General features: G+C 61.3%; 20 protein-coding genes. 12 read left to right on the top strand and 8 right to left on the bottom strand.

Annotated elements, in window-relative coordinates:
• Window positions 1-79 precede the first annotated feature (79 nt).
• Window positions 80-952, top strand: coding sequence for a CAF17-like 4Fe-4S cluster assembly/insertion protein YgfZ (gene ygfZ / locus DL86_RS06020; RefSeq protein WP_036259556.1), 873 nt, complete (start codon window positions 80-82; stop codon window positions 950-952).
• A gap of 70 nt (window positions 953-1,022) precedes the next feature.
• On the top strand, window positions 1,023-1,631 hold the full coding sequence (locus tag DL86_RS06015; protein ID WP_245276266.1) for a DNA-3-methyladenine glycosylase I: 609 nt from the start codon (window positions 1,023-1,025) through the stop codon (window positions 1,629-1,631).
• Between the two features lie 10 nt (window positions 1,632-1,641).
• Here DL86_RS06015 and DL86_RS06010 read toward each other — a convergent pair whose 3' ends face one another.
• Complete coding sequence (locus DL86_RS06010; protein ID WP_036259332.1) at window positions 1,642-3,366, bottom strand: ATP-binding protein; 1,725 nt, start codon at window positions 3,364-3,366, stop codon at window positions 1,642-1,644.
• Between the two features lie 230 nt (window positions 3,367-3,596).
• Here DL86_RS06010 and DL86_RS06005 point away from each other — a divergent pair, with 230 nt between their 5' ends.
• The 5 genes from DL86_RS06005 (at window position 3,597) to DL86_RS05985 (ending at window position 6,892) form a co-directional block, all read left to right on the top strand.
• Complete coding sequence (locus DL86_RS06005; RefSeq protein ID WP_051952808.1) at window positions 3,597-4,277, top strand: phosphohydrolase; 681 nt, start codon at window positions 3,597-3,599, stop codon at window positions 4,275-4,277.
• A 177-nt stretch (window positions 4,278-4,454) separates the two neighbouring features.
• Window positions 4,455-4,967, top strand: coding sequence for a tyrosine phosphatase family protein (locus DL86_RS06000; protein ID WP_036259330.1), 513 nt, complete (start codon window positions 4,455-4,457; stop codon window positions 4,965-4,967).
• A 94-nt stretch (window positions 4,968-5,061) separates the two neighbouring features.
• Window positions 5,062-5,307, top strand: a complete 246-nt coding sequence (locus DL86_RS05995) for an exodeoxyribonuclease VII small subunit (RefSeq protein ID WP_036259328.1) — start codon at window positions 5,062-5,064, stop codon at window positions 5,305-5,307.
• A 145-nt stretch (window positions 5,308-5,452) separates the two neighbouring features.
• Window positions 5,453-6,064 carry a hypothetical protein gene (locus DL86_RS19685; RefSeq protein ID WP_036259326.1) on the top strand — a complete coding sequence of 204 codons (612 nt, stop codon included), beginning with the start codon at window positions 5,453-5,455 and terminating at the stop codon, window positions 6,062-6,064.
• A gap of 141 nt (window positions 6,065-6,205) precedes the next feature.
• Window positions 6,206-6,892 carry a fumarylacetoacetate hydrolase family protein gene (locus DL86_RS05985; protein ID WP_036259323.1) on the top strand — a complete coding sequence of 229 codons (687 nt, stop codon included), beginning with the start codon at window positions 6,206-6,208 and terminating at the stop codon, window positions 6,890-6,892.
• Between the two features lie 98 nt (window positions 6,893-6,990).
• Here the strand turns inward: DL86_RS05985 and DL86_RS05980 are convergent, their stop codons facing one another.
• From DL86_RS05980 to glyS, 3 genes are all read right to left on the bottom strand, one after another.
• Entirely contained in the window at window positions 6,991-7,197 is a 207-nt protein-coding gene (locus DL86_RS05980; protein WP_202899169.1) for a hypothetical protein, read from the bottom strand.
• A 157-nt stretch (window positions 7,198-7,354) separates the two neighbouring features.
• Window positions 7,355-7,486 carry a hypothetical protein gene (locus DL86_RS20700; RefSeq protein ID WP_280948986.1) on the bottom strand — a complete coding sequence of 44 codons (132 nt, stop codon included), beginning with the start codon at window positions 7,484-7,486 and terminating at the stop codon, window positions 7,355-7,357.
• A 155-nt stretch (window positions 7,487-7,641) separates the two neighbouring features.
• Window positions 7,642-10,119, bottom strand: a complete 2,478-nt coding sequence (gene glyS, locus DL86_RS05975; protein ID WP_036259321.1) for a glycine--tRNA ligase subunit beta — start codon at window positions 10,117-10,119, stop codon at window positions 7,642-7,644.
• Window positions 10,120-10,374: 255 nt separating this feature from the next.
• Here glyS and DL86_RS19680 point away from each other — a divergent pair, with 255 nt between their 5' ends.
• Window positions 10,375-10,995, top strand: a complete 621-nt coding sequence (locus DL86_RS19680) for a hypothetical protein (protein WP_156964501.1) — start codon at window positions 10,375-10,377, stop codon at window positions 10,993-10,995.
• Window positions 10,996-11,178: 183 nt separating this feature from the next.
• On the opposite strand, the gene DL86_RS05965 is transcribed toward DL86_RS19680, so the two are convergent.
• Complete coding sequence (locus DL86_RS05965; protein ID WP_051952802.1) at window positions 11,179-12,123, bottom strand: glycine--tRNA ligase subunit alpha; 945 nt, start codon at window positions 12,121-12,123, stop codon at window positions 11,179-11,181.
• Window positions 12,124-12,427: 304 nt separating this feature from the next.
• On the opposite strand from DL86_RS05965, the gene DL86_RS05960 reads away from it, so the two are divergent.
• Together DL86_RS05960 and DL86_RS05955 are read left to right on the top strand one after the other, a co-directional pair.
• Window positions 12,428-12,751: a hypothetical protein gene (locus DL86_RS05960; protein WP_156964500.1), complete on the top strand. Its 324-nt coding sequence runs from the start codon at window positions 12,428-12,430 to the stop codon at window positions 12,749-12,751.
• Window positions 12,752-12,968: 217 nt separating this feature from the next.
• Window positions 12,969-13,238: a hypothetical protein gene (locus tag DL86_RS05955; protein ID WP_051952799.1), complete on the top strand. Its 270-nt coding sequence runs from the start codon at window positions 12,969-12,971 to the stop codon at window positions 13,236-13,238.
• Window positions 13,239-13,327: 89 nt separating this feature from the next.
• Here DL86_RS05955 and DL86_RS05950 read toward each other — a convergent pair whose 3' ends face one another.
• Complete coding sequence (locus tag DL86_RS05950) at window positions 13,328-14,107, bottom strand: tRNA1(Val) (adenine(37)-N6)-methyltransferase (protein ID WP_036259318.1); 780 nt, start codon at window positions 14,105-14,107, stop codon at window positions 13,328-13,330.
• Entirely contained in the window at window positions 14,100-14,324 is a 225-nt protein-coding gene (locus tag DL86_RS05945) for a putative signal transducing protein (protein ID WP_036259540.1), read from the bottom strand. Before DL86_RS05945 ends, DL86_RS05950 begins: the two co-directional genes overlap by 8 nt.
• Before the next feature lie 136 nt (window positions 14,325-14,460).
• On the opposite strand from DL86_RS05945, the gene DL86_RS05940 reads away from it, so the two are divergent.
• The gene (locus DL86_RS05940) at window positions 14,461-15,474 is read left to right on the top strand and encodes a polyprenyl synthetase family protein (protein WP_036259316.1); all 1,014 of its coding nucleotides are present in this window, start codon (window positions 14,461-14,463) and stop codon (window positions 15,472-15,474) included.
• A 429-nt stretch (window positions 15,475-15,903) separates the two neighbouring features.
• Here DL86_RS05940 and DL86_RS19675 read toward each other — a convergent pair whose 3' ends face one another.
• Window positions 15,904-16,410, bottom strand: a complete 507-nt coding sequence (locus tag DL86_RS19675) for a hypothetical protein (RefSeq protein ID WP_156964499.1) — start codon at window positions 16,408-16,410, stop codon at window positions 15,904-15,906.
• 456 nt (window positions 16,411-16,866) lie between these two features.
• On the opposite strand from DL86_RS19675, the gene DL86_RS05930 reads away from it, so the two are divergent.
• Window positions 16,867-18,099 carry a cell wall hydrolase gene (locus DL86_RS05930; RefSeq protein WP_036259312.1) on the top strand — a complete coding sequence of 411 codons (1,233 nt, stop codon included), beginning with the start codon at window positions 16,867-16,869 and terminating at the stop codon, window positions 18,097-18,099.
• The last annotated feature ends 188 nt before the right edge of the window (window positions 18,100-18,287 follow it).

Genomic DNA, 18,287 nt, shown 5'->3' with positions numbered 1-18,287 from the left:
GATCCAGGGCGCAAGCGCCTTGCGCTCCCTCGCGAGCGGATTAATACAAGTGCGGCAGGACAGGAGTCGAGGATCTTCGATGGCAAACAGCGCATTTCTCAGCGATCGCGGCGTCCTCAAGCTGGCTGGCGGCGACGCGACGAATTTTCTGCACAAGCTTGTCACCAATAGCGTGCTGAACATCGCCCTTGGCGAAAGCCGCTATTCGGGCCTCCTGACGGCCCAGGGCAAGCTGATGTTCGACTTTTTTGTCGTTCCCCTGCCGGAAGGGCCGGACGCCGGCTATCTGGTGGATTGCCTTCGCGAGCAGTCCGCCGATCTCGCCAAGCGGCTCAATTTTCATAAGATGCGGGCGAAAATCACCATCGAGGATCAATCCGAGGCCTTTGGCGTCGCCGCGTTTTGGGGCGACGGCGCGCCGACCGGCATCGATGGCGTGGTCTATCGCGACATGCGGGCGCCCGACATGGGCCTGCGGGTCATCGCGTCGCGCGCGAGCCTCGCCGGTCTCGGCTCGGACGAAGCGAGCTATGAGGCCCATCGGGTCGCCCAAGGCGTGCCGAAAGGCGGCGTCGATTTCGTCTATGGCGATACATTCGTCCATGACGCCAATCTCGACCGGCTGAATGGCGTCGATTTCAAAAAGGGCTGCTATGTCGGCCAGGAGGTCGTCGCCCGCGTCCATTTCCGCAATTCCGCGCGCAAGCGGATCGTGAAGATCCATTTCAACGGTCCGACGCCCGACCAAGGCGCTCAGATCATGGCCGGTGAAATCACGATAGGCCAGGTCGGCTCGACCGCCGGCTCGGAGGGGCTCGCCTCCCTGCGGCTCGACCGTCTCGAAGACGCCAAGGCGGCCGGGGCGGCGGTGCAGGCCGGAGGCGTCTCCGTGGATGTGACGGTGCCGCCGGAATTCATCGAAACCGCCGCAGGGGTTGAAAAGCGGCTCTAAAGGTTTATCAACTTGCAGCCATTGGAGCGCCGCCAAAGGGTCGGTCGACGCTGTCGCGCCCGTCCATTGAATGATGCAAGACGCGAACTCTTTACTCCACGCCGACAAGAAGCCCCGCTGCACTTGGCCGGGGAGCGATCCCCTCTACCTCGCCTATCATGACGAGGAATGGGGCGTGCCCGAACGCGACGACCGGGCGCTCTATGAAAAGCTGATCCTCGACGGTTTCCAGGCCGGGCTCTCGTGGATCACTATTCTGCGCAAACGCGAAGCCTTTCGCGCCGCCTTCGATCGCTTCGAACCGGAAAAGATCGCCCGCTATGACGCCTCCAAAGTCGCGGCCTTGATGCAGGACGCCGGCATTGTCCGAAATCGCGCCAAGATCGAAAGCGCGGTTGTTTCCGCCCAGGCGTGGCTCAAGATCCAAGAAGGCGAAGGCTTTGCAAATTACCTCTGGAATTTCTTCGATGGACGGAGCGTCCAGAACATGTATCGCAGCTCCAGCGAAGTCCCGGCGCAGACCGCGCTTTCGGTTCGGATGTCGAAGGATCTGAAAAGCAAAGGGTTCAATTTCTGCGGCCCGACCATCGTCTACGCCTTTTGCCAGGCGACCGGCATGGTCAACGACCATCTCACAACCTGCTGGCGTCATGCCGAATGCGCCGCGCATTCGGCATGAGGGTCCCAGCTCATTCCGCCGCCGCCGCGATCGGCGCTTCGGCGGGATGGGCCAGATCGAGGCCGCGGAAAACCGAACAGCGGATAAAGACCTCCGCCGTCGGCGGCACATTCTTCTGATTGCAGAATTTCGCGGTGAGCTTGGTCAGGCCCTTGATGTCGCGCCCGGTCGCCGCCGGGAACATGTGAACCAGATCGTCCTTCAACTTTTCCTCGACGGGCAAAGCGAATTGCTGCGTCATCACCTCCCAGATCCGGCGCCGCGCGTCGGCGGTCGGCGGATGGAATTTGATCATCGCAATGCAGCGCGAAACGATGGCTTCGTCGATGTCGTCCACGCGGTTGGTGGTCATGAACAAGAGCCCGTTGAAATATTCAAGCACGCGCAAGAACACGCCGACGACCGCGTTGGTCGCGATATTGTCGTCGCGCTTCTTGATGTAGACGTCGGCCTCGTCGATCAGCATGACCGCGCCCCAGCGCTGCGCCCGCGTCAGGACGTCTTTCAAGGCCTGCTCCATCTGGGCGACATTGAGACCGAGCTGGCCTGAGTGAACCCGGTAAAGCGGGCGCCGGATGATTTCCGAATAGACTTCGGCGGTCAGAGTCTTGCCGACGCCCGCCGGCCCGGCGCAAAGCACCGTGGTGCCGCCGGACTTGCCGGCGACGATGTCATCCATGAGGACGTCCATTTCCGCCGTCAGAATGTCGATGAGATCGGTCTGCTCCTGCGGCAGGACCAGCTTTTCCTTCAATTGCGGTTGATACTCATAGAGCTCCATGTCATCGACATGGACCCAGATGTAATGGTGCAATTCGAGGTGGAACATCAGGACATAGGCGTGGACCGGCAATTGGGTGAAGAGACCCTTGGGGATCTCTTTTTGCGATTCCTCGACCTCGTCCTCGGCGCTGTAGCGATCGCTCTTGGCGGCTTTCTTGAGATATTGGCCAAGGATGTCGCCGGTCGCATCCATCGTCAGGGTGCGGGCGGTCAAAACGCCTTCATCATTCACCAGCCGGGCGGGGCCGCCGCTGGTTGAGAGGACGACGACATCCTTGCGGGTCCAATCCGTATCGCGATGCGTCGAATTCGGATCGTCGGCGTAAAAGCCGGTGCCTTTGGCGGAAAACTGCGCGCCATATTGCGCCCGCCAATCGAAATATTTTTCGACTGTTCTGTCATATTCCTCGATGAGTTCCGGGGTCTCCTTGAGGAACCCTTTCATGGCGAAGATTTCGCCAACCGTCCTGCCGATGATATCGGTCGAGGAAATGCGCAGAACCTGCGTCGTCACCGAGCCTTTGACATTGGCCTTCAGCTCCAGGAAAATCTTGCCCGCCGCATCCTCGGCCGGCGGCGTGAAGTCAAGCCGCGTCAGCACATAGGGCAGCGGCCTATTGGTGACATTGGCGGTGAACAGCCAACCCCTTATGCCGTCCTTGGCCAGGTAGCGAGCGATCGCCGGGACGACATTTTCGAGATCCTCCGCGCCGAACCGCTCGCCGCCGCTGGAAAGCGCCTTGCGCAGCGTCGAAAGATGCGCCGCCTTGGTTTTGTAGTCCAGCCCGCCGTCTTCATAGAGCTTCTGCAGGAAGGCGAGTTCGGAAGCCGACAATTGATGGAAAGGCGCCTCGACCTTGTTGCCGAACCGAAGCTGCTCCTTGAGCGGCGCCAGGTTCGGGAATTCGGCCACCATGGCCTCAATATGGGATCGATCGATCTGAAGGTTCATCCTTGTCTCTCCAATTCGAATGATCTCTGGAATGATCTCTGAAAAGCCGCGCGGCGGAACCAGCCGCCTGCGCTGTCGCAGTGTTTAAGCAATCGGCGTGCCGCAAGCTGGGGCGAGCGGTACTGTAATGATTTAACGGTGCGCTCGGGCCCGCCCTGTTTGGCCCCTTGGCCGGCGAAAGCGCTCTGACCGCTGTTTCCCCTCCCGCCGAAATGATCTAGAAAACCGATATGGTCTTCGAAAACGCAACCGGCCGCGAGCCCGGCGCGATCAAGACGCGGGCCTGGGTTCGGCTTTACTCCGGCAAGCGGCTCGATCTGCTCGATCCGACGCCATTCGACTGGGAAGACCGCGACCTTGCGATCGGGCTCGCGCGAACCTATCGCTGGGGCGGACATTCAGCCTGGGCCCTGCCGCTCTCGGTCGCCCAGCATTCGCTTCTTGTTCTGGCCTTGCATCGGCTTTCATTTCCCAAGCGCGCGGACGCCAGGGCCGAACTGCGCGAGTTGCTCCATGACGCCGACGAGGGGCTGCTCGGATTCGATTGCATCTCGGTGCTGAAGCCATTCCTCGGCGAGGCCTATCGCACCCTCACCGCCAAATTGGAGAGCGCCGTGGCCCTTCGCTATGGCTTGGCCCCCTGGACCGCTCGCGAAAAGAAGGCGCATAAGCGGGCCGATCGCATCGCCGCCGCCTCGGAAGCCGTTCATGTCGTCGGCTGGACCGAAAAGGAAGTGAGCAATACGTTGCGGATTCCCTATGAGCCTTTGGCGGCGGACCCTTTGCTCGATGTCTATGGCGGAACCGCCTGGGAGCCCTGGGCGCCGGCGCTGGCCGAAACCCGCTTCCTGGCGGAGCTCGAACGGCTCAGCGGCCAGGTTCGCGAAAATTTGCACGGGGATTGTCCGTGAGGCCATCCAAATTGTCATGAAAATCCCCGATGACGGTAGGGATCGGATGAGTCGACGCCAAGCCGGCTGGGTTGGCGGGATTAGGCCATTCGGCGTCCAGACGCCTCTGGCGCGGACCGCGACGCGGCTTGCAAAGGCGGCGGCCGGCCAGAGAGCAAGGTTTTGAAGGATCGATCCATGGCGCGCATCCATGTCTGCTCGCTCTCGAAAGTTCCGGAGACGGTTCGTTCGACCGGCGCGCGAACCCTCGTCACGCTGATCAACCGGGGCACGCCGGTCCGGCGGCCCTCGGAAATTCCGCCCGACCGGCACCTTATGGTCGCCGTTTCCGATATTGTCGCGCATGAAGAGGGCCATATCCTGCCCTCTGACGCCCATGTCGCGCAATTGCTGGCCTTCGTGCGGCAATGGGACCGCGCCGACCCGATGCTGATCCATTGCTGGGCCGGCGTCAGCCGCTCGACAGCAGCGGCCTTCATCGCCGCATGCGCCTTGAACCCGCATCGCGCCGAGACCGACATTGCCGAGGCGATCCGGCGCGATTCGCCGACCGCGACGCCCAATGCGCGGCTGGTCGCCGTCGCCGACGCCATGCTCGGGCGCGAGGGCCGAATGGCCGCCGCCGTCGAAAGAATCGGCCGCGGCGACGAGTGTCACGAGGGCGTCCCCTTTGCGCTGGAGTTGCGCTGATCGCAAACCGCGCCTACGACGGCGAACTCGGGCGCCCCGCCGCTCGCGGGCTTATCGCTAAGCGGGATTGTCTTAACGAAGGAAAGACCCGGCCTTGCCAGAACCCGAAGATGTCGCCGCCCTGCCTTTCGAACGCGCGATCAAGGAGCTCGAAGAAATCGTCGACCGGCTGGAAAAGGGCTCTGTCGAGCTTGAGGAATCGATCGCGATCTATGCGCGCGGCGAGGCCTTGAAGAAACATTGCGAGAATTTGCTGAAAAGCGCCGAACAGAGGATCGAAAAGATCACTTTGGGCCCGGACGGGCGCCCCAGCGGCGCCGAACCGCTCGACGTCGACTAAGATCGACGAACGCGGTCTTGAGACAACGAAGTCTTGAAACAACGAAGTCTTGGGATGAAGTCCTCGGCATGATTTGAATGGTCAGGCTGGCGCAGCATTCCTTTGCTTTGTCTATCCGGGCGAAAAATTTAGGAGGAACGCGACGATGTTGAAAAAAGCAATCAGCGCTGGCCCGGCGCATGTTCTTGCTCTCGCAGCCTCGCTTGGATTGGCGCTGGCGTTTGGACCAGCCCTCGCCCAGCAGCCGACCGCAGCCCAGACCAGCGCGATCCGATCCGCTTGCCAGAGCGATTATCGCGCGAATTGCGCCAGCGTTCCGCCGGGCGGCTCGGCTGCTCTTGCCTGCTTGCAGAAAAACGCGGCCAATCTCTCGCCCGCCTGCAAGACGGCGGTCAACGCCGTCGGCGGCGCGCCCGCCCCGGCCGCAACCACGGCGGCGGCGCCTTCCGCGGCCGCCTCGCCCGCCCCCGCCTCTCCTGCCGCCTCCTCCACTGCGACCGGAGCAGCCAGCGCTCCGGCCGCGGCTCTGGCCCCCACCCCGGCTCCGGCAAAACCCGCAACGCCGCCGCAGGCCTTTCCGCCGTTGTCGCCGCGCGAAGAATTGATGGTCCTGCGCAATGCCTGCGGAGCCGATTTCCGAGCCCTCTGCGCTGGCGTGCAACTCGGCCAAGGCCGAGCAATCGGCTGTTTGCGGGCCAATGGCCCATCGCTCTCGGACCGATGCAAGGGCGCGCTCATGCGGGCGTCGCAGCGGTGACGTCCGTCTCCGACTGGACCAAACGCTTTCGGCGGCGCGAATTGCAGCCGCGACATCGGTCAAGCTTGGCAGGTTGCTTGCTTAGCAGCGGTCAGCCGCGTCGCCCGCGCGCGCGCTCCATTTCAACCGAGGTCTGAACCCATGGGTGATTACGCCTTCGCCGAGCCGCCGGTCATCTCCCTCATGTCGATGTCGACCCGGCCTTTTCCCGTCCGGCGCATCTATTGCGTCGGCCAGAACTATCGGGACCACGCCAAGGAGATGGGCGGCAATCCGGAGACCGACGAGCCCTTTTTCTTCATGAAGCCCGCCGACGCCATCCTTCAGAACGGCGAAATCATGCCTTATCCGCCGGGCACCAGCGATCTGCATCACGAAGTCGAACTGGTGGTCGCGATGAACATGGGCGGCAAGAATATACCGCCCGAAAAAGTCAACGACATGATTTTCGGCTATGCCGTCGGGCTCGACATGACCAAACGCGACGTTCAAAACGCGGCGAAGCAAAAGGGCCGGCCGTGGGAAATGGCCAAAGCCTTCGACTTCTCCGCCCCCTGCTCCTCGATCACGCCGGAAATGTACACCGGCGTCGTCGCCAAGGGCAAAATCCAGTGCAAGGTCAATGGCGAGTTGCGCCAGAGCGCCGATCTCGGCGACATGATCTGGGGGGTCCCGGAAATCGTTCACCATCTCTCGCGGCTCGTCGAAATCGCGCCGGGCGATCTCATCTTCACCGGAACTCCGGCGGGCGTCGGACCGGTGGTCAAGGGAGACAAGATCGAGGCGACGATCGCGGGCCTGGAGCCGCTTTTGATCGAGATCGGTTAGAGCATTTTCGAGCGAAGTGGATGCCGGTTCGCGTTAAGAAAATGAGATAAAACAAAGACCTAGAGCTGCTTTCTGATTCCGCTGAATCTGAAAGCGCTCTAGCGACGCGCCGGGAGGCGCATGGGCGCATCCATATTGACCTTCAAGACAAGAACATAAGGCGCGATCCGCACCGCGCCTGGATGACCGCGGGTCTCCTCCCGGGCATAGCGCAGCGCCGCCGCCTCATCGGCGAATAAGCCGCCGCAGCGACCATGCGTCTCGACCACGACCCAATGATTCTGGCCATCGCGGCCAACGATCAAATTAGGAGGCTCCTTTTTGGAGGAGGGGTCTTCGGTCCCTTGCAAATTGTCCAACATCGTCCCCTTTAGAGCATGATCCCAAAAAGGCGCCGCCTTCTCAAGAAGATCATGTTGTAAAAAAACAAGTAGCTAGAGCTGCGCTGAATCTGAAAGCGCTCTAATGTGGCGGCAAAAGCCCGATCCCGCGTGCGATCAAGCCGATGCAAATGATCATGGCGACGAGCGCGGCATAGACGAGATCGGGGCGGTTCATCAGGCGCGAAGTCCGGGATCTAGATCGTGGTCTCATCGCTTTCTCCATCTGGCCGCATGAGGCGGCCGAGGCGGCGAGCGTGTCAGAATGGGCATAAAGGATCGATTGGGCGCGCAAAGACGCAACCTATACAAAACATAAAGACGCCGCCCGCAGCGCGGGAGTTCCGCGCGGCGGCGTCATTTTGGCGATCATCCGGCGATTTTCGAGAAATCCGCGATCTTATGCACGGCCTGGCGCAATTCGTTGAGGAGCCTTAGCCGATTGAGCCGCAACTCCTTGTCCTCCGCATTCACCGTGACCTTATCGAAAAAGGCGTCGACAGGCCCGCGCAGCGAGGACAGGGATTCCATGGCGTCTTCAAACGGCGTCTGGCCGGCAAATTCAGGGCGCCCGATCCGCGCTTGGGCCAATTCCAGATGCGCGCCCGCATCGGCGGACATTCTTTGGATCCCGCTCCAAAGGCGGATTTCCTCCTCCTGGCGCAGCAAGGCGGGGTCCGGCCTTCCCTCGAAGGCCCCTGCTCCGTCCTTTTTCTCTTCAGCGCGCAAAATATTGGCGGCGCGGCGATAGCCAGCCAATAGATTGCCGCCTTCCTCCTCATCGAGGAATTTGCCGAGCGCCTCGACCCGGCGCACGATCAGCAGGAGATCGTCCTGGTCCGGCAAGGCGAACACCGCATCGATGAGATCGTGCCGCGCCCCGCGCTCGCGCAAATAGACTTTCAGCCGATCGGCGAAAAAACCTAAGAGCTGATCGAATAAGATGCTTCGTCCGGCGAGGAAGGCCTCCATCTCGTTGTGGAAGGCGGCGTCGAGATCGGCTTGCGGTTCGGCCAAGCCGCCGCGGGCGATAAAATGCTCATGCAGCCGCTCATAAGGCTTCAGCAGAGCGAACAGACGATCGAATTGCCGCAAATCCGCTTCGAGAGGCTCTGACTCGCCGGAAAAGCGCGCCTCCAAATAGCGATGCGCCGCCGCAAAAGCACTGGCGCCGGGCTCGAAGGAGAATTCCCAGGCCCAGAGGCCCCCCCGCACCAGTTCGGCGAGTTCGCTCTCCTCGCTCGCCTCTTCGTCGAGGATGCGGCGCAAGCCGAACGTCGGCACGGCTTCGCTCACCCCGGCATGATGGGCGAAAGCCGCCGCGAGAATAGGCCGCAAAGGCAGACGCAAATTGTTTTCAAGGACAATCGCGATGACGCCGAGCGCCGCCCGGCGGAGGGCATAGGGGTCCTTGCTGCCAGTCGGCTTTTCGTCAATCGCCCAAAAGCCGACCAGGGTGTCGAGCTTGTCGGCGAGGGCGACGCTGATCGCCACCCGATCATCTGGAACGCGATCGGTCGGACCTTGCGGCTTGTAGTGATCTTCGAGCGCCTGCGCGACGCTTGGGTCCTCGCCCTGTGCGGTCGCATAATAGCGCCCCATCAGCCCCTGCAATTCGGGGAATTCGCCGACCATTTCAGACGTCAGATCGGCCTTGGCGAGGAGGGCCGCGCGGCCGGCGAGTTCAACATCGGCCTTAATGGTTCGCGCGACGTCCCGCGCGAGCAGCCTCAATCTTTCGACGCGTTCGCCCTGACTGCCGAGCTTTTCGTGAAAGACGATCGAATCGAGCTTGGCGAGGCGGTCCTCGAGCTTGACCTTAAGATCGCTCTCCCAAAAGAATTTGGCGTCGGACAGCCGCGCGCCGACAACCCGCGCATTTCCGGCGGCGATCACCGCGCCACCATCTCTCGCCTCGATATTCGCCACCAGAACAAATCGATTAGCGAGGCCGCCGCGCGGCGGGCCTTTCAAAACGAAGCATTTCTGATTGGCGCGGATCGTGGCGCGGATCACTTCTTCCGGAATGTCGAGAAAGGCCGCGTCGAATTCGCCCATCAAGACGACGGGCCATTCGACGAGGCCGGCGACTTCCTGCAAAAGCGCCTCATCCTCGACGAGTTCGAGCCCGTGCGCCAAGGCGAGGTCCCGTGCGTCAAAAAGGATGATGTCGCGCCGCCGCGCCGGATCGAGGACGACTTTGGCTTTTTCCAATGCCGGAACGTAATCGTCGAAGCGCCGGACCTTGATTTTATCCGGCGCCATGAACCTGTGGCCGAAGGTGAAATTGCCGGAGGCGACGCCATCGACGGAAAACGGGATGAGGTCGGGCTCCTCGGTCTCCGGGCCGAAGGTCGCAAGGATCGCATGGAGTGGGCGCACCCAGCGCAAGGAATCGGCGCGTGTGGAAGCCGCTCCCCAGCGCATCGACTTTGGCCAGGGGAAGCGTTTGATGACGCCGGGCAGGATTTCGGCGAGAAGATCAAGGCACGTCTGGCCGCCGCGCTCGATCACGGCGACGTAAAATTCGCCCTTCTTGGGATCCTTTTCGATTCGAGCCTGATCCAACGAGGTCAGCCCGGCGCTCTTAAGGAACCCCTGCACGGCCGCGTCGGGCGCGCCGACGCGAGGTCCCTTCTTTTCTTCGCGCGTATCGGGCTGGCGCGCCGGCAGGCCGGCGATGTGCAAGGCTAGACGTCGCGGCGTCGCAAAACTCGCCGCGCCTTCATAGCCAAGACCGCGTTCGCACAAGGCGTCGGTGACGAGGCGCTTCAAATCTTCCGCCGCCTGCGCCTGCATGCGGGCGGGAATTTCTTCGGAAAAAAGTTCAAGGAGGAGGTCGGGCATGGTCTCGTTTCAGCGCGGGGCGCGAATTCCGCTGCAGGAATAAGCGGGCAAGAGCCGCCTTCTATAAACGCAGGCCGCCCCAGAAGGAATGGTCTAGGACGCCGCCTTCCCGGTCAAATGGACTCATCCGATCGAAAGGCGCCCGAGCCGATGATCGGCGGCTGCGCCCCGCGCCAAAACGAAGAATCGATCACTTTTTGGGCGAATCGGAACGAGCTGAGCAAGGACAGCGTTCGGCGGGAAAGGAGGAGCGCCATGAACATCATCAAAAGTTCGGCATTTGCCGCCGCGGCTCTGCTCGCAGCCACGGCGACCGCCTGGGGCGGTCCAATGAGCGTGGCGAGCGCGACCCTCATCGCGCCGCGCCAAACACAGATTGAGCAGGCGCACTATTGGCGCGGGCGTCGCCATCATCACCATTACCATCATCATTACCGGCGCTATCGACATTACGGCTGGGACCCTGGGGCGGCATTCGCGGGGGCGGCGCTGGGCCTTTTCGCGCTGCCGGCGATCGCGGCGACCGGCAGCTGGTGCGGCCCCTATTACGGGTCGTGCTATTATGGCGGACCTTACTATAGCGGATATTACGGCTGGCCCTATTACAGCCGTCCATACTACGGCTATTACCGTCCATACTATCGCCATTATGGCTGGCGCCCCCATTATCGTCACTACGCCTATCGGCCCTACTATCGCCATTACGGCGGCTGGCATGGCCCGCGATTCGCCGGTTACGGCGGCCGCGCCTATATTGGCCGCAGCGTTGGATTTGGAGGTTGGCATGGAGGAGGTTGGCACGGCGGCGGTGGCTGGCGCGGCGGTGGGGGCTGGCATGGGGGCGGTGGGGGCTGGCATGGCGGCCGCCATCGTTAATCCTCGACGCGTCGTTCAGAGCGTTTTTGCGAGAAGCCGTAAGTTCGCATTGTGAAAATGCGATAAAGTAAAAAACTAGAGCTGCCTTCTAGGGAATCAGAAAGCAGCTCTAGAGCATATTCCGAACAATTGGTTCGATCTGTTCGACCTGTCGCCCAACCAGGCGTCACGCCGAACGCGTCGTCAGGCGCCGCCAGCCCCGGTCTTCAGCCAAGCCGCGCCGCAAGCCTTGGCGAGGTCGCGCACCCGTAAAATATAGCTTTGCCGTTCAGTCACCGAAATGACCCCGCGGGCGTCGAGCAAATTGAACAGGTGGGAGGCCTTGATGCATTGATCATAGGCGGGGAGCGCCAGCAGATGCCGCTCGCCCATGTCTCCCTTCGTCAGCAACGCCTTGCACTCGGCTTCGGCGTCCCTGAAATGCTGCTGCAAGGCGTCGACATTCGCGGCTTCGAAATTATAGCGGGAGAATTCCTCCTCGGCCTGGAGGAAAACATCGCCATAGGTGATCTTTTCCGCCCCTTCGAGGCCGTTGAAATTCAGATCCATGATGCGATCGACGTTCTGCAGATAGCAGGCGAGGCGCTCAAGCCCATAGGTCAGTTCGCCCGAGACCGGCGCGCATTCAATGCCCGCGACCTGCTGAAAATAGGTGAATTGCGACACCTCCATGCCATCGCACCAGCATTCCCAGCCAAGCCCCCAGGCGCCGAGCGTCGGGCTCTCCCAATCATCCTCGACGAAACGTATGTCATGCAGCCGAAAATCTATGCCGATCGCTTCAAGCGAGGCGAGGTAAAGCGCCTGTAGATCTGACGGCGAAGGCTTCAGGATCACCTGAAACTGATAAAAGTATTGCACCCGGTTGGGGTTCTGCCCATAGCGGCCGTCCTTCGGGCGGCGCGAGGGCTGAACATAGGCGGCCTTCCAGGGGCGCGGTCCCAGCGAACGCAAAGTGGTCGCGGGGTGAAACGTGCCCGCGCCGCATTCCATGTCATAAGGCTGCAGAATGACGCAGCCTTGCGCGGCCCAGAATTTCTGAAGCGTCAGAATGAGGCCCTGGAAAGAGCGCGCCGGATCCAACCCACCGGCGGCGGGTTCTCGTATCTCGCTTGTGGCTTCGTTCATGAGATGAGGCGACTTTCGAATCGGGCCTTGAATGCGTTAAGGCAAAGCTTGAGCGCCCCACGCCCTCCGCCCCAGCCAAGGCAAACCTCTGTTACAATATACAACTTGGCTTATCCACCCCAACCGCAAAGGCCGCATCCCTGCGCGCCGTGTCCTGAAGTTTCCCATCAGCGCGGTCAATTCCTGGCCCTTTTGTCTTGGCCTCTCTTGGCTCGCGTGCGAGATCCATAATTTACTATTGCTCTCCGCATAATTTGGATGCACCCTTTACTTGCGATTTTTCATTGCCTCGAAGGAGGAAAAAATGAAATTTTTAAGGATAGTCGTCCTCGCCCTCTGCGCCGCCTATGGCGCGATCATTGGAGCCGCCAATCTCGCCCAAGCCACGCCCATGAGCGGCCTTTTACAGGCCGCGCCGGGGGTGCTAGGCCTTGAAAAGCTCAATGCGCAAACCTTCCCTGTCGAAAAGACCTATCACCACTACAGGCATTATCATCGCCACTATTACCACCGGCGCCATTGGCGCCACCCCTACTATCGCCGCCATTATTGGCGCCGGCACTATTATCATCCTTATTGGCACCGCCGTTATTACCATCCATATTGGCATCGTCGCTATTATTGGTAGGAAGACGCGGGAAATCGCACTCGAGCATCATTGCTTCCAGCCGGCGGGCGATGGAGCGAATCGAATCCTCGTGAATGCGCGAGGGCGGATCAAGAAGCGCGGATCCCGCCAAGCCTGAAGCGGGGCGATCTCATGCGTCGTAGAACGGCGCACAGGATTCGCCCCACGGCTAGTCTCGAAAATCCATGATAATTATGTTACAAAGGAGAAGAGAAACATGCATGCGCGATTCAAAATCGGCTTCGGATTCGCAGCGGGCGCGGCCGTCGCCGCGATTGGCTTTGCAAGTCTCGGCTTCATAAGCATCGCCCAAGCGGCGCCATTAGCTGGCGCGGCCTCGAGCGTCCTGACGATTCAGGAGCCGGCGATCGTAGAGGCGCGGACGGAACAGGCCCATTATTCTCGCCATCGCCATACGCATCGGGGCCACCATCACCATTACCACCACCATCATCATTATCACCACCACCACCACGGCCGCCATTGATCGTCAGTCCATAGTTTGGCCCTTGTCGCTTTAGGCGATGAGGGCGGGGTCGCTTTATGGAAGACTCCTTCCGTCGGCGAGCGAGCCCTTCACCAATGGATCGCCGCCGCGCCTTGATGGAGGGCCTCGGCGGCGGCGGTAAAAGCCGTCCCCTCATGCAAAATAAGCGGCGGCGCGATCGATGTCGGCGCGCGGCTGCCTTTCCTGCCGCGCACCAGAACGCGGATCGCGGCTTTCTCACGCCTCGGATGGACCGCCAGAATTGTCAATGCGCCGGCGCGCCCGGCCAAGCTTTCGAGAATGGCCGGCAAGGCGTCCGGCCGGTGAATCAGGATGATCGAGCCGCCAGGCTCCAGCAAAGCCAGCGAGGCGGCGATCCAGGCGGCGAGCGGCCGGGGACCTTCCGCCTGCATCGCATGCGCCCGCCGCTTGCCCGGTTCGGGCGAGAGCCGCGCCCGGCCGGGATCGGCAAAAGGCGGATTGGTTATGATGAGGCTGGCGGATTCGTCCAACAAGCCCGCGGCGCGACGGCAAGGGCGCGACAAAATGTCAGCTTCGAAGACGAGGCCGCGTTCCGCAAGGCCGTTAAGCGCGAGATTGTCACGCGCCAGCGCGGCCGAGAATGGATCGTTTTCGACGAGGCCGATTCGCGCGGCGGGATGCATAAGCGCGAGCGCCAGTCCCGCCGCGCCCACCCCGGCGCCGATGTCGAAGGCGAGACCAGAAAAATCAACCGGCGCCGCGGCGGCGAGCAGCACCGCGTCGGTTCCCGCCCGGTGGCCCTTGCGAGGTTGACGCAGCAAGAGCCGGCCGCCAAGAAACCCATCGGTTGCAGTCGGCGGCGCGGCCTCGCCCCAGTCCTCAGCCATCCCCCAATTCTCCGGCGAGCCCGGCTTCCGCCAAAACCTTCCGGGCCAAGACCGCTTCAGAGGCGTCGACGAGCAGCCGGCGGGGCAGGAAACCCAGCGATCCTTCCATCGCGCTCATATGCTCATCGGCGACGAAGACGACGATCCCATTTTCAAAGAGGATTGCTTCGATCAGCGAAATCAGCACAAGGTCATTGGTGCGAAGAAGTTCGATCACGGGGCCTCCAGAGGTTCGCCAGACCGCCTCTCGCATGGGATAGGACCTCCGGCAAGGCCGGAGAATCGCATCCAACTGTTGCGAAGCGTGAAACAGCGCCCTAATAAGTGCGCGCCGGCATTCGGAGAATTCGATCTTGGGCGTTGTCATCCCCCTAGAAGAAAAGACGCAAGAGCCCAGCATCGAGGGGCTTCTCGCCTTGGTGAGCGCCGACATGGAGCGCGTCAACAAGACGATTCTGGCGCGGGCCGCCTCGGACGTGTCGATGATTCCCGAAGTCGCCAATCATCTTATATCGTCCGGCGGCAAGCGGCTGCGGCCAATGCTGACCCTGGCGACCGCCGGCCTTTGCGGCTACGACGGCGCCGGCCACATCAAACTTGCCGCCTCGGTCGAATTCATGCACACGGCGACCCTCCTCCACGACGATGTCGTGGACGAGAGCGACATGCGCCGGGGAAAACTCGCCGCGCGCATGTTATGGGGCAACGAGGCGAGCGTCCTCGTCGGCGATTTCCTTCTCGGCCAAGCCTTCAAGATGATGGTGGAGGTGGGCTCGCTGCCTTGCCTCGACGTGCTGTCCTCGGCCGCCACCATCATCGCCGAAGGCGAAGTGATGCAGCTCTCCGCCGCCAAGGACACCCAGACGAGCGAAGACGATTACCTCGCGGTGATCCGGGCCAAGACCGCCGCCTTGTTCGGGGCGGCGTCCGAGGTCGGCCCGCTCCTTGGCCAAAGGCCCAAGGCGGAGATCGCCGCCTGCCGCGGCTATGGGCTCAATCTCGGCATCGCCTTTCAGCTCATCGACGATGCGCTCGATTACGGCGGCACCTCGGCCAAACTCGGCAAGAATGTCGGCGATGATTTCCGCGAAGGAAAGATCACTTTGCCGGTGGTTCTCTCTTTCCGCCGCGGCACGCAAAAGCAGCGGGACTTCTGGCGCCGCACTTTGGAAAAAGGCGAAATCGCCGAGGGCGACCTCGAGACCGCGATTGCGACGATGCACAAGCACCGCGCGCTTGAGGATACGATTGAGCGCGCCCGCCATTATGGGGCCATGGCGCGCGACGCCTTGGAGCTTTTTCCCCCTTCGCCATGGAAATTCGCCTTGAGCGACGTCGTCGATTTCTGCGTCAACCGGGCTTACTGAAGTGACCTGCGTCAAAGGTCGGAATGGGTGGTCCAAATTGCAGCCGGTATCTTCGCACTACACTTGATCATCCGAATCGAAATTTCGGCGTTTCCGATTCGGTAGCTCACTCTAAAAAGCAGCAGCGGACACCCGTTCCGGCTAATAATAGCGAAAATATCCTAAATTGAAGGCGGGAGCGGTGGCCGAACGTCGCGACCAGATTGCGGATCAAGGTAGCGCCAGTCGAAGAGAGTGGAGCCAACCCAATGGCCAAGTGGCTCCAAGACAATGCGCGACCCCGGTGGTAGCCGGTCAATTACCGCCCGCAAGAGGGCGTCAGCTCCTTGCTGCTATCCCCTCCGATAGGACGCTTCCGGATCATCATGTTCGTGCATAAGCCTTTTTCCTATGATGGGGGATGCCAAAACTCGATTTAACTTAAGTTAATCAAAGCCCAAGGTCTTCAAGAGTTAATTCGCGGACGCCCCGTCTACGAGCAAGTGCAGGATCCTTCAAATCGAGCATTGAAAATAGTCGCCCCTCACGGATCACGTGCCACTGCCGCCATGCGCTTAGGGAAATGATTTCACCCTTGTCATTGCGATGATTTTTGGCCTCTTGGACGATGCGCATTGCAGGCTGCAAAACGCTCCCTTTGGACGGTTCGATTCTCTTACCGTCCAAATAAAAGCCCGCCTCACGAATTTCTGCGACAGCATCTGGTTTTCTCTTCCGTTTGGAACCATCCGACAGAAAGAGCATAGGCCGCTCGCCGGCGTGGAGCAGCACGCCTTGGCCTAGATCAAGGACGCTGAAATCGGATACTTTGACCGGCACCAGCAACGGCGATAGCACCCTTACTAAAATGTCTGATTTAGTTTCATCTGGAGCTTGCCGAAAGCGCTCCAGGAGCGTCGCAGCTTCATGGGTTAAACCGGCGTATTCAACGTACATTCAACCCTCCTGACATGAAGATTATGAGGGCTTTGTAAGCGTGCTAGCTGCTTATGTCAACTTTTTAGCTACTAAAATAGATATGCTTGCTTAGATCAGGCCGTGCGCCAGAAGGCCTCGGGAACGGAAATCAAATTGCTCCCTACGCAATTTTCAAATCTGCCCCATTCTGGCACGCAGGGGAAGCGCCCACCGTAACCTGTTCTCAAGCTTAAGCGCCAATAACAATATGTCTGACGGCGAACTGGCCGGATCGGGAAGCGTTTTCGCCGACGCCCTGCCAGAGGGCTCTGGAGCGCTTCACGATCGGATGGAATCATCCGATCGAAGAGGAATCATTTAGATTCAATGCGTTGGGGCATGTTCTTATGAGACGTCGGATAAATCCGATGCCTCAATATCGAAAAAGTCGGTCAACTTTTTTGAGAACATGCTCTAAGCGAGCGTGGGACGCGCATGGGCAGTTCGCGGATCGGTTGGGCGATGGGGGCAGTGGCGCCCTGGTGGCTCGGCATGGCGCTCGCCGTGTCGATCCCCGCCGACGCCGGCCAGGAAGCGGCGACCGGCGCCTCGGTCGCTCCCCTCGCATTTCGGGCGCCGCCGCCGCCAATGGAGCTGATTCCGGCGCAATCTCCATCGCTGCGCGGGGACTTCGGCGGGCTTTCCGGCGAGGCGGGACGGCTTTTGCGCAAGGCCAGCCTCGTCCTTGGCGAGGCGGACGAGTTTAAGCGCTTGCCCGACGAAATCGAGCCGCGCGCCGACCTTAAGCGCAATGCGCGGAGGTTTCCGGCGCTTGACCGCAGCCGCAAAGGCGATCCAGTCGTCGGTTTGCGGCCGACTTTCGATACGCGGCTGCGCCGCTCCGGCGGTCTCGCCAATCTCCGCGCGCATGATCTTATTTTTGCTCATGATGAAGCCTGGCCGACCGGCGGCTTCGCGGAGGTCGACGGCGAAGCCGCCGGTCCCGACAGCGTCGCGTTCTTCGAGCCCTGGCCCGATGGCGAAACGCCGACGACCGCCGGCTCCGGCGCCTCGCCGCGTCAGGACGGCGGCGCCGTGACCATGCGCCCGGCGGCGATCAACGAACGCATCCTGCAAGGCGCGACGCCCGCCGTCCGCCGCGCTATGGCGCTTGGCTCGACGACCCCTGCCCCCGCCGATTCCACGCCGGTCGAAGTCGCGGTTCTCCACGGCCTGCCGCGCGGCGCGGCGCCGAACCTCAACCAGAGTCCGCAAAATGGCGCGCGGCCCAATTTCGCCTCGCTGATCGATCAGGATCAAGCGGCGCAGGAAAAGCGGTGCCTCGCCGAAGCCATCTATTTCGAAGCCCGCTCCGAATCGGAGGAAGGACAAGCGGCGGTCGCGCAGGTTGTCTTGAATCGGGTATCGAGCGGACTTTATCCCGCGTCGATCTGCGGGGTCGTTTACCAGAACCGGCGCCACTACAAAGCCTGCCAGTTCACTTTCGCCTGCGAGGGCAAGTCGCTGCGCGTCAGCGACCCCGACTCCTGGCGCACGGCGGTCCGGATCGCCGGAGAGGTCACCAACGGCCAGACCTATGTTTCGGATGTCGGCGGCTCCACCCATTATCACGCCAATTACGTCCGGCCGCGCTGGGCCAGAAGACTTGAAAAAATGGATGTCATTGGCCACCATATTTTTTACAAGTTGCGGCCCGGTCAGACTTGATGAATTGCGCTCCGCAAAGTGGAGCAACGCATTTTTTGCCCAGCGCGCCGGACTCAAGCCGGAAAAGCCTCCAAGCTCAAGCTTACGCGCCTTTGGTTCGACGCCGGCAAGAGTCCGTTCCCTTCAAATCCTTGTATGGTCCCGGGGCGAACGACCCATGGGCTTGCCCGGCAGACGCAAAAGGGCCA

The organism is Methylocapsa aurea, from assembly GCF_000746085.1.
In the GTDB taxonomy this organism is placed as follows: domain Bacteria; phylum Pseudomonadota; class Alphaproteobacteria; order Rhizobiales; family Beijerinckiaceae; genus Methylocapsa; species Methylocapsa aurea.
This window is presented reverse-complemented; position numbering and strand designations above follow the sequence as displayed.